Here is a 14,080-nt window from a genome sequence, read left to right as displayed (position 1 = left end):
CATAAAATCCGGGCCATAACCGTAGTGAAGGTGTGTGAGTGTTACAGCAGCAGTTTCAGCCGCTCGTCATTGAACGCTCTCAGCGAGTCCAGTTGAAGGTCTGCCAGCGCATAGCGTTTATCGCTGCGTTTATGCGCTTCCGGTACTACCACCACTTTCATGCGGGCAGCCTTGGCGGCGACCATACCGGTAACAGAATCTTCAAAGGCCAGGCAATGCAGCGGATCGGCATTCAGCGCTTTGGCGCAGGCCAGGTATACCGCGGGGTGGGGTTTACCGTGTGATTCAAATTCGGCGGAGCAGACAGCGTGAAAATAAGGACTGATATCCAGGTGATCCAGGGCAGATTTGATCAAACGCATAGGAGAGGAGGAGGCCAGTCCGATCTTCCAGTCCTTTCCACGGAAATATTCCAGTATATAATGCAAACCGTCCATGGCGTTGCCCTGGGCCAGTATTTTGGCGGTTACCGCGTCAATGATCTCTGTGGTGACCTGCTCCTTGCTTTTACCGTTCCACTTGAAATAGTTATGCCAGTAGTCCACCACTTCTACCGTACGCAGCCCCGTGGTCAGGGAGCTGAGCTCCGAACTGAGCTCCACGCCTACTGTAGCGAATACCTCCCGCATAGCGATCCCCCAAAGTGGTTCAGAATCAATCAATAGGCCATCCATGTCAAAAATCACCGTGTTCATCATAGTACTTGTCTGTTTGCGCCGCAAAGTTACGCTTAAAAGTCGGTAGTCGCTAGCCGCCCGTTGTTAGGAGTATGCTAATATTCAGATCGGTGTGATCATCAGCGCTTATAAAATCCAACAATTATAACGGCATCTCCGCAAAAAGCAGGTTGATCCCCCTTCCAATCTGGCCTACTTTTGCGATATTACAATTGCAATACAATGGAAACACAGGAAAAAATGAACTATGAGCGGATAGCCACGGCTATCGGATACCTGTCTGAGCATTTCTTGGAACAGCCAGACCTGGACGAGGTAGCGGCGCAGGTGCACCTGAGCCCTTTCCATTTTCAGCGCCTGTTCAGCGCCTGGGCAGGTGTCAGCCCCAAGAAGTTCCTGCAGTATTTAACTACCTCCTACCTGAAAAACAGGCTGGCTGAAAGTGCCAACCTGATAGAAGCAGCAGAATGGGCGGGCTTATCCAGCCAGTCCCGCGTGTACGATCTGTTCGTGAACATAGAGGCCGTCACCCCCCACGAGTTCCGCAATGCAGGCGCGGGGCTTACCATACAGTACGGCTACCATGATACGCCTTTCGGCAAATGTTTTATTGCCGTTACCTCCCGTGGCGTCTGCGGACTCAGCTTCGTAGAAGCAGGGGAGGAGCAGGCCGCGCTGGAGCATTTCAGACAACGCTGGGCGTTTGCAACCATCGTACCCGGACAGGAAGCTACGGCTGCCTATATTCAGCAGATCTTTCCCGAAGGATCTTTACCCGCCGGTAAGCTGCACCTCCTGGTGCAGGGCACTAATTTCCAGGTAAAGGTATGGCAGGCCCTCCTGCAGATCCCGCCCGGAGCCGTGTCCACCTATCGGCAGATAGCCCGCAGCATTGGACACCCCAACGCCTCGCGCGCCGTAGGTACCGCCATCGGTAACAACCCGGTAGCCTGGCTGATACCCTGCCACCGCGTGATCCGCCAGGAAGGCATCCCCGGTGAGTACCACTGGGGCGCCGTCCGCAAAAAAGCCATCATCGGCTGGGAAATGGCCAAACAGGAGCTGAAGGAAACCGCTTAAGCACCGTCCGTCGTCATTGCGAGGCGCCCCGGGCCCCCGGGGTAACCGCGACGAAGCAATCCTCTATATCCCCCATAACTCCCAGTTATCACTCATAATTAATAGTTATCGCTCCCCTCCCTCATTTCCCCCAAAAAAGTTTTGAAATCCTGTCTTCCCACGCTATCTTTGTAATAGTCCACTAATACTATAGGAATATAGGATGTTAAGGAGGCGAGCTGTATATCATGTACGACCAACATTATTGAATCTCAATAATATATACAAGCCCTCCACATCAGGGGGGCTTTTGATTTTTAACAAAATTTACCACCACCGTAAATAGATCAGCATGCAAAGCTTCAGAACAGAACTGGAAAATCCCGTTGTTGAAAAAGACATCATAGAACTGGAAAAAAAGATCCGTTTGTTCCGTGAGGGCCAGATACCGGAAGAAAAATTCCGTAGCCTGCGCCTGGCCAGGGGTATTTACGGACAACGCCAACCCGGCGTACAGATGGTCCGCATCAAGCTGCCCTATGGTAAAATGACGCTGCAGCAATGGCATCGCATCACCGAAGTGTCTGACGAATATGCTACCGGCAACCTCCACCTTACCACCCGCCAGGATATCCAGATCCACTACGTGAGCCTGGAAAGAACGCCCGAACTGTGGACCAAGCTGGATATGGATGATATCACCATACGAGAAGCCTGTGGCAATACCGTTCGCAATATCACCGCTTCTGATAAGGCAGGCATTGATCCCGATGAGCCCTTTGATGTAGTGCCCTATGCAGACGCTGCTTTCCGCTATTTCCTGCGTAACCCTATCTGCCAGGATATGGGCCGTAAGTTCAAGATTGCTTTCTCTTCCAGCGATAAAGACACTGCCTGGGCATTTATGCACGACGTTGGCGTAATACCCAAAGTACGCGAGGTGGATGGTAAAACCGTAAGGGGCTTTAAAGTAATGGTAGGCGGCGGTCTTGGCGCCCAGCCTTACCTGGCGCACACTGCCTTTGAGTTCCTGGAAGAAGATCAGCTGATACCTTACATAGAGAATGTGCTCCGCGTATTTGATCGCTACGGCGAAAGGGCCAGCCGTCATAAAGCACGCCTCAAATTCCTGATCCAGAAAATAGGTTTCGAAGCGTTTGAAAAACTGGTAAAGGAAGAACACAAAGCGCTGAAGTCTAAAACATTTGTGGTAGATACCACCGTTCAGCCGGTAGAGCTGCCCGATCCCAACCCCGTGCTGCCTGCTTACACAATAAAGGATGCAAAAAAATATGAAGCCTGGAAAACCACCAATGTATTCCGCCAGAAACAACAGGAATACTTTGCGGCTTACGTACGCGTTCCCCTGGGCGACATCAGCAGCGTAATCTCCCGTCAGCTAATCGCAGCGCTGAAACCTGTTATTGCCAACGATGTGCGCGTAACCGCCAACCAGGGACTGCTGCTGAAATACATTCAGCCGGCTCACCTGCCTTATGTGTACAGTGTACTGGAAACAGCCGGCTTTGCAGAACCTGGTTTTGACAGCATCGCAGATATCACCGCCTGCCCGGGTACAGATACCTGTAACCTGGGGATCAGCAGCAGCACCGGTATCGCTGCAAAACTGGAGGAAGTGATCGCAGAAGAATTTCCTGACCTGGTATATAATAAAGACATCAAAATAAAGATCAGTGGCTGTATGAACTCCTGCGGTCAGCATGGTATCGCGGCCATCGGCTTCCATGGCAGCTCCATGAAGAGCGCCGGTAAAACATTGCCTGCCCTGCAGGTATTACTGGGCGGTGGTATTGTTGGTAACGGTGTTGGCCGTGTAGCCGACAAAGTGATCAAAGTGCCCAGCAAACGTGGTCCTGATGTCCTGCGTACCCTGCTGCACGACTACGAAACCAACGCACTGGAAAATGAACTGTTCAACGATTATTACGACCGCCAGGGTGAACGTTATTTCTATGATCTGCTGAAACCACTCACAGATCTGGCTACCCTGCGCGATGAAGATTTCATAGACTGGGGCAAGGATGAGAACTATGCTACCGCCATTGGCGTGGGCGAGTGCGCTGGCGTTGTGATAGACCTGGTAGCCACCCTGCTCTTTGAAGCAGAAGAAAAACTGGCCTGGGCTGCGGAAGCGCTGAACGCCAGCATGTATGCAGACGGTATCTATCATGTGTACTCTTCTTTTGTACAAGGCGCAAAAGCACTGCTGCTGAGCGAAGGCGTTAGCTGTAACACCCAGCACGGTATTATCAATGATTTCGACAAGCATTTTGTAGCAACCGGCAAACTGCCGGTAGCAGGCGGTTTCAAAGCCCTGGTATTACAGATCAATGAGCACGAGCCTACTGAAAGCTTTGCCAAACAATATTTCCAGCAGGCAGAAACATTCTATAAACAGGCACAGGAATACAGGCAGTCCATCGCTGCTGCAGCGCAGGTAAATGGGTGATCGTCCACTTAAAAAATTGAACTAATTATGCAGAATATAGTCCCGAAATTAACCCTGGTGGGAGCAGGTCCCGGTGATCCGGAGCTGATAACAGTGAAGGGCCTGAAAGCCATCCGGCAGGCCAGGGTAATATTGTACGATGCCCTTGCCAATAACGAACTGCTGGATCATGCGCCCGCAGATTGCCTGAAACGTTTTGTGGGTAAACGCTGCGGTATGCATGTATACAGCCAGGACGAGATCAACCGCATGATCGTGAAATATGCCCTTACCTACGGCAGCGTGGTAAGGCTGAAGGGTGGCGACTCTTTTGTTTTTGGCCGCGGCCAGGAAGAGGTTACCTTTGCCCAGCAGTTCGGGATAGAGACCGAGGTAGTACCCGGTATCTCCAGCGCAGTGGCAGTACCCGGCATCAATAACATCCCCGTTACTGCACGTAACGTAAGCGAAGGTTTCTGGGTGATCACCGGTCACACACAAACCGGCGCCCTGTCACGCGATCTTGAATTTGCCATCCAGGCCAACACAACGGTGGTGATCCTCATGGGTATGAGCAAGCTGGCTGAAATAGCAGGTATCTACACCGCCATGGGCAAGGGAGATATACCGGCCGCCATTATCCAGAACGGTTCCCTGCCTACCCAGAAATTAGGCATCGGCACCGCCGGAGACCTGGTGCAGATCGCAGAAAGGGAAGAGCTGCGCAACCCCGCCATCATCGTGGTAGGAGAGGTGGTACGCTTCCACGAAGCGTTCAAGGCCATGCAGGAAAAGCTGGCAGACGAGCTTAAATTAGCGGTATAATGGAAGAAAATCATTTATTCCCCGTATTCTTCAAGCTGAACCGTTTACACGTACTGGTAGTAGGCGGCGGCAATGTCGGTCACGAAAAAGTGAACGCTATGCTGCAGAACTGCCCGGACGCCAACATCACCGTAGTGGCCACCTGGTTCCTGGAAGCGCTGGAAGCACTGGCCCAAAAACATCATAGCATCACCCTGGTACAGAAGGAATTCTCCTGCGGCGACCTGCTGGGTAAAGACCTGGTGATAGCCGCCACCAACCTCCCTGAGCTGAACCGTAGCGTGTGGGAACACGCCAAATGCAGTAAAGTGCTGATCAATGTGGCAGATACCCCGGAACTGTGCGACTTCTACCTGGGTTCCATCGTACAGAAGGGAAACCTCAAGATTGCCATCTCCACCAACGGCAAATCACCCACCATTGCCAAGCGCCTCAAACAGGTGCTGCAGGAAAGCATCCCCGATACGCTGGACGAAGTACTGCACAAGCTGCAGGCCATCCGCGACAAACTCAAAGGCGATTTCTCCGAAAAAGTGAAACAGTTAAATGAGATTACCGAGGTACTGGTACAGGAAAAGAACAAAACCTAAGCCTTCCATTCCTTAAAATTACATTATAAATAATTCTATATAATTAAATCCGGAGCAATCCGGATTTTTCATTTTGAGGCGTTTTTTTATTAAAATGCTTACTGTTAATGGTTTATCCAAAAATACTCTTATTCTTATGTTGTATTACTATTAAAAATATATAAATAAATATCGGTTCAGTAGATGAAATATTCAGTTTGTCTTCGTAATTTTATATCAGAAACGAAGAAATGAGCTAAATAACGACACTGTTTACTGAAGAATACCATTATTATCAACCAAAGTCACCATCTTTATCGACAAAGCCGCTTTTCAGGGTTACAACGCCAATGAATAATGCCAAAGTCAAAACCAGCCAGCGGAGCAGAACCATCCTTTAAATAACCCGGCAACGGTTATCGGTTCTGCTCCACTTAAGTGAAGATCTTATATTTTACAGATATATAAAGAAACCAGCGGTCATAGGCGGGGGAGCATTGAATATCCGGGCAGCGAAGGCCATGAAAAGAAACTTGCCTTGATATTTACCTGCCGCCTTATGCCGCGCCAACCTGCAAAACGGCGTTTATACCCCGCCGTGAGCCCATCAATAAGGATTCCCGCTTCCCTATAGTTTACCTTCTACCGGGCCCGAAAGGGGCGCCGGTAAAGGTGTTTTATCGTATCTTTGTTATGAATTATGGATGAATCTACCTTAAGTACAAATTACATCGAAAGGACCGTTACCTATGTCAAACAGGAGTTAATTAACGCTGAAGGTGGGCACGATTGGTGGCATATTCATCGCGTATGGCAACTGGCCAGGCACATCGGCGCCAAAGAGCAGGTGGATATGCTGGTAGTAGAACTGGGAGCCCTGTTACATGATATTGCTGACTCCAAGTTCCATAACGGAGACGAAAGTATCGGCCCGCAAAAGGCTGGTAACTTTCTGCAAAGTATAGGAACCCCCGAACCCGTAACCCGGCACGTTGTAAATATCATTCAGCACATTTCCTTTAAAGGAGGTAACCACCGGCAGGAGTTTTTTTCGCCCGAGCTGGCTGTTGTCCAGGATGCCGACCGCCTGGATGCCCTCGGCGCTATCGGTATTGCCCGTACCTTCAACTACGGCGGCTTTAAGAACCGCCCCCTGTACGATCCCACCATCCAGCCCAACCTGCAAATGACCAAAGAGCAGTACAAGCACAGCCTGGGCCCCACCATCAACCATTTTTACGAAAAACTGCTGCTGCTGAAAGACCGCATGAATACCACCACCGGGAAGATCATGGCGGAAGAACGCCACCAGTTCATGGAACAGTTCCTGCGCCAGTTCTATGCAGAATGGGACGGTAAGGCCTAAGCCCTTGGTAAAAAGCGTATAAGTTATTTTCCGGCTGTCTCGAAGAACAGCGCTTTTAGTTCTCCGGCGTCCTCCGGTTTCATTTTACCGCTCAGGATCAGGCGAAGCTGCCTTCTTCTCAGGGCGCCGTCATATAATTTCCTCTCTTCTTCCGTATCGGGGATGATCGCCGGCACCGGGCGGGAGTTTCCATTGGGATCTAAGGCCACAAAGGTCATAAAGGCCTCGTTCGATTTATAACGGTACTGCTGCACCGGGTCTTCTCCCCACACCCGCATATGTACCTCCATGGAGGTGGTAAAGGCGCGGCTCACCCTGGCCTCTATATGTACCACGTTGCCCAGCTTGATCGGGGTTTCAAATGAGATATTATCCACAGACGCCGTTACCACAGGGGCGCTGCAGTGCTTCATACAGGCAAGCGCGGCGGCTATGTCCATCCAGTACATCAGCCGGCCCCCCATTAAATTGCCAAAAGTATTGGTGTCGTTGGGCAGCACCAGCTCCGTCATCCGGATCACCGAGTCTTGCGCATGTTTAGGCGTCAGTGTCATTGTTTTTTTTAAATTTTTTGTCCATTGCCGGTAGTCCACGCTCCATAGCTATGTCCCGCACAGGTTGGTATACCCTCTTACCGGTAAACGGCCATGGACTATGGACTATCGGCTATGGACTAGTCCGATTTTCCGCCGCGAAGATACTTATTTTCCAGAGGGGAATTCACACGATTCCGGATAATAAATCAAAGGAATAAAACCCCGTTTGCGGGTTGGTAAAAATTTTGTGTTAACTTTGCATGACCTTCGGAAGTAATTCTACATGATGACAGGAACAGGTTACACCAAACATCCGGCGCTTCCCTTTTAGGTCATGTATCTTTTCAGAACTTAGTTTTTATGGCAAAATATATCTTCGTTACGGGAGGTGTTACTTCCTCATTGGGTAAAGGAATTATAGCCGCCTCGCTGGCTAAACTATTGCAGGCACGCGGCTTGAGAGTGACAATTCAGAAATTTGATCCATATATTAACGTGGATCCCGGTACATTGAACCCTTATGAGCACGGGGAATGTTACGTAACCGAAGATGGCGCAGAAACCGATCTGGACCTTGGTCACTATGAGCGTTTCCTCAATACGCCTACTTCACAGGCCAACAACGTGACCACCGGCCGCATTTACCAGACAGTTATTAATAAAGAAAGGGAAGGTGCCTACCTGGGTAAGACCGTCCAGGTCATCCCCCACATCACCGATGAGATCAAACGCCGCATCCTGCTGCTCGGGAAAGACGGTAAGTACGATATTGTGATCACCGAGCTGGGTGGCACCGTGGGCGATATCGAATCCCTTCCTTATATAGAGGCGGTACGTCAGCTGCAATGGGAACTGGGAGAGGAAGACTGCCTGGTGGTACACCTCACCCTGATACCGTACCTGCGCGCTGCCAAAGAGTTGAAAACCAAACCCACACAGCACTCCGTAAGGCTCCTGAGCGAAAACGGCGTGCATCCCGATATCATCGTCTGCCGTACGGAAGAACCCATGTACCGCGACCTGAAGAAAAAGATCGCCCTCTTCTGTAATGTACAGGTAGACGCCGTGATCGAGGCAAACGACGTAAGCACCATCTATGAAGTGCCCCTGGAAATGATGCGCGAGAAACTGGATGTGATCTGCCTGCGTAAACTGAACCTGCCCATCGAGAAAGAGCCCGAGCTCGCCAGATGGCGCGAGTTCCTCGATAAGCTGAAATATCCCAAATCAAAAGTAACCATCGGCCTGATCGGCAAATATGTGGAATTACAGGACGCCTACAAATCCATCCTGGAATCTTTCATCCACGCCGGCGCGGTGAATGAGTGCAAAGTAGTAGTACAAAACCTTCACTCTGAACATATTACTCCTGAGAACGTGGCAGAAAAGCTGAAGAACCTGGACGGCCTCCTGGTAGCCCCCGGTTTTGGCCACCGCGGTATAGAAGGCAAGATCACGGCTATCCAGTATGCCCGTGAGAACAGCCTGCCTTTCTTCGGTATCTGCCTGGGTATGCAGATGGCCGTGGTAGAATACGCACGTCACGTCATGAACTGGGCCGACGCCCATTCTACCGAAATGAACCCGGAAACCGCCCACCCGGTGATCGGTCTCATGGAAGAACAGAAAAAGATCACCGCCAAAGGCGGCACCATGCGCCTGGGCGCCTATACCTGCGAGCTGCAACCCGGTTCCAGGGCCGCTGAAATATATGGCTCCACCGTCATCAGCGAAAGGCACCGCCACCGCTACGAGTTCAACAGCCAGTTCCAGACCGATTTCGAGCACGCAGGCCTGGTACTCTCCGGCCGCAACCCGGAAAGCACCCTGGTGGAAATGATCGAACTCCCTGAGCATCCGTTCTTTGTGGGCTGCCAGTTCCATCCCGAGCTGAAAAGCACCGTGGAAAGGCCTGCCCCCCTGTTCGTACACTTCATCGCTGCCGCCAAACAATATGCAGAGAGCAAGAACGGGAAAGTAAAAGCCGAAGAAAAGAAGATCGTACACCACGATTAAGCTGCCAGCTGTCAGCTATTGGCTTTTAGCATAATTAATCAGGAATTAATTTATTAGCTAAAGGCCAACAGCTAAAAGCTAATAGCTGTTTCCATAACATAACATATTGAGCTGCTAGCTGTTAGCTATTGGCTTTTAGCAGGATTGGCCCGCGGTTTATTAACTAAAGGCTGACAGCTAAAAGCTGATAGCTAATTTCTTTTCACTACCTTTGCTGCCTAAATTTTAATTCATTTCATGGACAGAAATTCGGTCATTGGTTTTATCCTGTTAGGTGTTTTGCTGGTGGGGTATATTATCTTCAACCAGAAACAGCAGGTAAAATCCCTGAGAGAAAAAGCCCGGCAGGATTCCATAGCTAACCTTAATAAGCCGAAAATACTTACTGATACCGCGGGCACTGCCGCTGCGGCGCCAGACTCCGCCCAGCTGGCCGGCGAATATGGCGCCTTTGCCGCCGCCGCCACCGGTACCCCTCAGCAAACCGTACTGGAGAACGAACTGGTTAAGATTACCTTTACCAATAAAGGCGGTCAGCCCGAAACAGTACAGCTGAAAGATTTTAAAACCTCCGACGGCGACCCGCTGATCCTGGTGAACGGTTCCTTTAACCGCCTCTCCCTTCAGCTGCCGGTAAATAATCATACCTTAAATACCGCTGACCTGTTCTTTACCGCTTCACCGGTACAGCGCCAGGCAGATGGCAGCCAGACCCTTACCTACCGCGTAGCCGTTACGCCCGAAGAATACCTGGAGCTGGTCTACACCCTGAAACCGGGTAACTATACCGTAGATTATACCATCCATGGCGTAGGACTGGAAAACGTGCTGCCTGCTTCGCAGAAAACCCTCACCCTGCAGTGGAACTGGGAACAGCACAAGCAGGAGCTGGATATGGAGAACGAACGCATGAACAACCAGGTGCACTACCAGTTCACCGATGGTAAACGCGATTACTTCACCCTGCAGCGCACCAGCCAGGAAAAACTGGAAGGTCAGCAACAGTGGCTCAGCGTAAAACAGCAGTTCTTCAATATTTCCTTCATTGCCCGCAAAACGCCTTTTGCAGGGGCAGAAGTGAATACCAAAGTGCCGCAGAGCGGTAATATCGTAGGCCAAACATTTACCACCATAGAAATCCCGTACAGCCGTGCACACGATTTCAGCTTCCCGATAGAGATCTATTACGGCCCTAACCACTATAAAACGCTGAAGTCCTTCGATATCGGCCTGGAAAATATCATCCCCCTCGGCTCAGGTATCTTTGCCTTCGTAAAGTATGTGAACAAGTGGATCATCATCCCCGTGTTCAACTTCCTGAGCGGCTTTATTGGCAACTACGGAATCATCATTATACTGCTCACCGTATTTATCCGTCTTATCATAGCGCCTTTCACTTACCAGAGCTATGTATCTCAGGCTAAGATGAAAGTGCTGAAACCGGAGCTGGACGAACTGCGCAAAAAACATGGCGACGACCAGCAGGCTTTCGGTATGGAACAGATGAAGCTCTTCAAGAGCGCAGGTGTGAATCCTTTGGGCGGATGTTTGCCTGCCCTGCTGCAGCTGCCTATCCTGGTAGCCATGTATAGCTTCTTCCCGTCCTCCATTGAGCTGAGGCAGGAAAGCTTCCTGTGGGCAAAAGACCTCTCTACCTACGATTCTATCCTGAACCTGCCCTTCACCGTGCCGTTCTATGGTAATCACATCAGCCTTTTCACCCTGCTGATGACGGCTACCAGCTTGATCCTGGCCTTCTACAACCGTGGTATGGCCGATCAGAGCAACCCGGTGATGAAATATATGCCCTACATCTTCCCGATCATGCTGCTGGGCATCTTTAACCGTACAGCCGCCGCCCTTACCTTCTATTACTTCCTGTCTAACGTGATCAGTATCGCCTTACAGTGGGTGTTACAGACATTTGTGATCAACCACGACAAGATCCACGCTCAGATCCAGGAGAACAAGAAGAAGCCGGTGTCAAAATCCAAATGGCAGGAGCGCCTGGAAGACATGCAGAAACGCCAGCAGGAAATGCAGCAACGCTCTTCAGGAAAGAAGAAATAAAAAGTAAAGCATCGATAATAAAAAAAGGACGCGGAGATCATCTCCGCGTCCTTTTTTTATTAATGCTTTTATTATTGTTTAATTGTCCTTTTTGGGAGGTGGGTTATAAGTGGCTTTCGGTGTAGGCTGTTCCTGCTTATGATCTTTCTTTTCGTTCTCTTTCTCCTTTTCTTTATGTTCTTCCTTCTTCGGTTCCGGAGCCGCTTCTTCGCCATACTGCGTTACATCAATATAATCGCTGGCGCTGCCGGATCCTACATCTTCCGCTTCTGCCCCGGGTTGTACGTTAGAATCGTAGTTCAGGTAAATATCATTATGCAGGGTAGCGGGAATGGGGAACTGCGACTTGCTGTCAATCTTCAGTGTTTTATCTGCATATACTTTCTGCATGAAATAAGCCCATATCGGCAGTCCGGTGTTGGCGCCCTGACCAACGGCGGTGGTGTTAAAGCGCAGGAAGTTGTTTTCACAACCTACCCAGGCGCCTGCCAGCAGCTGGGGGGTATAGCCCAGGAACCAGCCATCGGTATTGTCGTTGGTGGTACCGGTCTTACCTGCCATCTCGCCTTCCATCTTATAACGGAAACGCATACGCGCACCCGTACCGCCGGGACCCACCACGCCCTCCATCATCTTCACCATCGTATAGGCTTCATTTTCGCTGATCACCTCCCGTTTTTCAGGGGCAAATGTCTGCAGTATGTTACCGTTACGGTCTTCTATACGCGTAATGTAAATAGGTTTGGAGATAAAGCCCCTGCCCGGGAACATGGTATAAGCCTGCAGCATTTCATACAGGGATATTTCCGGTGTACCCAGCGCAATGGAAGGGTACGGCGGGATCTCACTGGTAAAGCCGATCTTATTTTTGGCAAAATCAGCAAATGCCTTGGCGCCCAGCTGTTTGATCAAATAGGCAGATACCAGGTTCAGTGAACGGGCCAGCGCCCCTGCCATGGTAATGGTGCCGCCTACGCTACCCTCAGAGTTGCGGGTCAGTGTCCAGTCGCCAATGGTGATAGGCTCATTGGGCAACATGGTATTGGGCGACATACCGTTCATGATGGCAAAGCAATACAGGAAGGGCTTAAAGGTAGAACCCACCTGCCTGCGGGTTTTGGCTACGTGGTCGTTCTTGAAATAACGGAAATCCGGACCGCCTACCCAGGCTTTTACTTCACCGCTCTCAGGGTCCATAGCCATAAAGCCGGCCTGTAAAACGGCGCGCATATATTTAATGGAGTCCAGCGGTGTCATCACAGTGTCTATCTCGTTCAGGGCCGGGTCCATCAGGCTTCTCCAGGCAAACACCTTCATTTTGGTGGGCGTTTTGAATGCCTTTTGTATCTCTGCATCAGAAGCTTCATCTTCTTTCATGCTCCTGTAGCGTTCAGATTCTTTTACATAACGGTCCAGGTATTTCTGCCAGGGCTTCCAGGCGCTGCCGGTTTTGATGTTGTTCTGGGCGGAGAATACCTTTTGCAGGTCTTTCAGGTGTTTGGACACTGCTTCTTCTGCATACAGCTGCATACGGGGATTGATCGTGGTATAGATCTTTAATCCGTCGCGGTACAGGTTATATTCAGATCCATCGGCCTTTTTATGGTCCTTGCACCATGCTTTCAGCTCATCGCGCAGCACTTCGCGGAAATAAGGAGCCGGTCCTTTATTGTGATCTATCTTGTTATAACGCAGTACAATGGGCTTGCTCTTGGCGCTGGTGGCTTCCGCAGCCGTGATGTAGCCGTTCTTCTCCATCTGCTCTATCACCGTATTACGGCGGGACAGGGAGGCGGCGGGATTGCGGCGCGGGTTGAACACGGTATTACCTTTCAGCATACCCACCAGGGTGGCCGCTTCTTCTATGGAAAGATGGGCGGCATCTTTGCTGAAAAAGGTACGCGCGCCATTTTCAATACCATATACGTTATCGCCAAAGGCTACGGTGTTCAGGTACAGCGTGATGATCTCCTGCTTGGTGAAATTCCGTTCCAGCCGCACAGCGATCAGCCATTCCTGCAGCTTCTGGAAAGCACGTTTCACCGGGTTGGTGGCGCGCAGGTTGCCGGTGTTATCCTGCTGCAGGTTCAGGGCCAGCTGCTGGGTAATGGTGCTGGATCCGCGTTTTTTACCCACCATCAGGTAAAAGGGGATGGCAATGGTACTGCGGGCATCAATACCGGAGTGTTTATAGAACCGCTCGTCTTCCGTAGCGATCAGGGCGTTGATCACATTTTTGGAAATCTCGTTATAATCAGAGCTGGAACGGTCTACAGAATAGTACTTCCCTAGTATGGTGCCGTCTTCTGCGATCACTTCAGAGGCAAGGGATGCTCTCGGGTTTTCCAGTTCTTCCATGGAAGGCATATTGCCAATGATCCGGAAGTTAATCAGTAACACTAATAGCAAAAAGAACCCCAATCCACCCAAAACCACTATCCACAGTATTTTTACGGATCGTTTCATCAGATAATATTATAAATAAATTAAGTGCAACAATCAGGCAAAACTAT

The 14,080-nt window shown here is 50.4% G+C and carries 10 protein-coding genes; 7 read left to right on the top strand and 3 right to left on the bottom strand.

All coding sequences use genetic code 11. From position 1 onward, the window contains the following. Positions 1–41: 41 nt before the first annotated feature. Entirely contained in the window at positions 42–698 is a 657-nt protein-coding gene (gene hxpB, locus Q0577_RS21790; RefSeq protein ID WP_298740124.1) for a hexitol phosphatase HxpB, read from the bottom strand. 201 nt (positions 699–899) lie between these two features. Here hxpB and Q0577_RS21785 point away from each other — a divergent pair, with 201 nt between their 5' ends. The 5 genes from Q0577_RS21785 (at position 900) to Q0577_RS21765 (ending at position 6,945) form a co-directional block, all read left to right on the top strand. Beyond that, complete coding sequence (locus Q0577_RS21785; RefSeq protein WP_298740123.1) at positions 900–1,757, top strand: methylated-DNA--[protein]-cysteine S-methyltransferase; 858 nt, start codon at positions 900–902, stop codon at positions 1,755–1,757. A gap of 331 nt (positions 1,758–2,088) precedes the next feature. Beyond that, positions 2,089–4,206: a nitrite reductase gene (locus Q0577_RS21780; protein WP_298740122.1), complete on the top strand. Its 2,118-nt coding sequence runs from the start codon at positions 2,089–2,091 to the stop codon at positions 4,204–4,206. Positions 4,207–4,233: 27 nt separating this feature from the next. Beyond that, positions 4,234–5,010 carry a uroporphyrinogen-III C-methyltransferase gene (gene cobA, locus Q0577_RS21775; RefSeq protein ID WP_298740121.1) on the top strand — a complete coding sequence of 259 codons (777 nt, stop codon included), beginning with the start codon at positions 4,234–4,236 and terminating at the stop codon, positions 5,008–5,010. Then, on the top strand, positions 5,010–5,600 hold the full coding sequence (locus tag Q0577_RS21770) for a bifunctional precorrin-2 dehydrogenase/sirohydrochlorin ferrochelatase (protein WP_298740119.1): 591 nt from the start codon (positions 5,010–5,012) through the stop codon (positions 5,598–5,600). The genes cobA and Q0577_RS21770 overlap by 1 nt, the downstream gene beginning before the upstream one ends. 679 nt (positions 5,601–6,279) lie before the next feature. Beyond that, on the top strand, positions 6,280–6,945 hold the full coding sequence (locus tag Q0577_RS21765) for an HD domain-containing protein (protein WP_298740118.1): 666 nt from the start codon (positions 6,280–6,282) through the stop codon (positions 6,943–6,945). 23 nt (positions 6,946–6,968) lie between these two features. Here the strand turns inward: Q0577_RS21765 and Q0577_RS21760 are convergent, their stop codons facing one another. Continuing rightward, positions 6,969–7,499, bottom strand: a complete 531-nt coding sequence (locus tag Q0577_RS21760; protein ID WP_298740117.1) for an acyl-CoA thioesterase — start codon at positions 7,497–7,499, stop codon at positions 6,969–6,971. 342 nt (positions 7,500–7,841) lie between these two features. Between Q0577_RS21760 and Q0577_RS21755 the strand changes: the two genes are divergently transcribed. Both Q0577_RS21755 and yidC read left to right on the top strand, forming a co-directional pair. Continuing rightward, a complete protein-coding gene (locus tag Q0577_RS21755; protein WP_298740115.1) occupies positions 7,842–9,497 on the top strand; it encodes a CTP synthase in 1,656 nt (551 codons plus the stop codon). A 237-nt stretch (positions 9,498–9,734) separates the two neighbouring features. After that, entirely contained in the window at positions 9,735–11,567 is a 1,833-nt protein-coding gene (gene yidC / locus Q0577_RS21750) for a membrane protein insertase YidC (RefSeq protein WP_298740114.1), read from the top strand. 78 nt (positions 11,568–11,645) lie between these two features. Here yidC and Q0577_RS21745 read toward each other — a convergent pair whose 3' ends face one another. After that, positions 11,646–14,033, bottom strand: a complete 2,388-nt coding sequence (locus tag Q0577_RS21745) for a transglycosylase domain-containing protein (protein ID WP_298740112.1) — start codon at positions 14,031–14,033, stop codon at positions 11,646–11,648. Between the last annotated feature and the right edge of the window lie 47 nt (positions 14,034–14,080).

The organism is uncultured Chitinophaga sp. (assembly GCF_937898475.1).
Lineage (GTDB): Bacteria > Bacteroidota > Bacteroidia > Chitinophagales > Chitinophagaceae > Chitinophaga.
The sequence above is the reverse complement of the archived record's forward strand: the minus strand, read 5'-3'. Positions and strand labels throughout refer to the sequence as shown.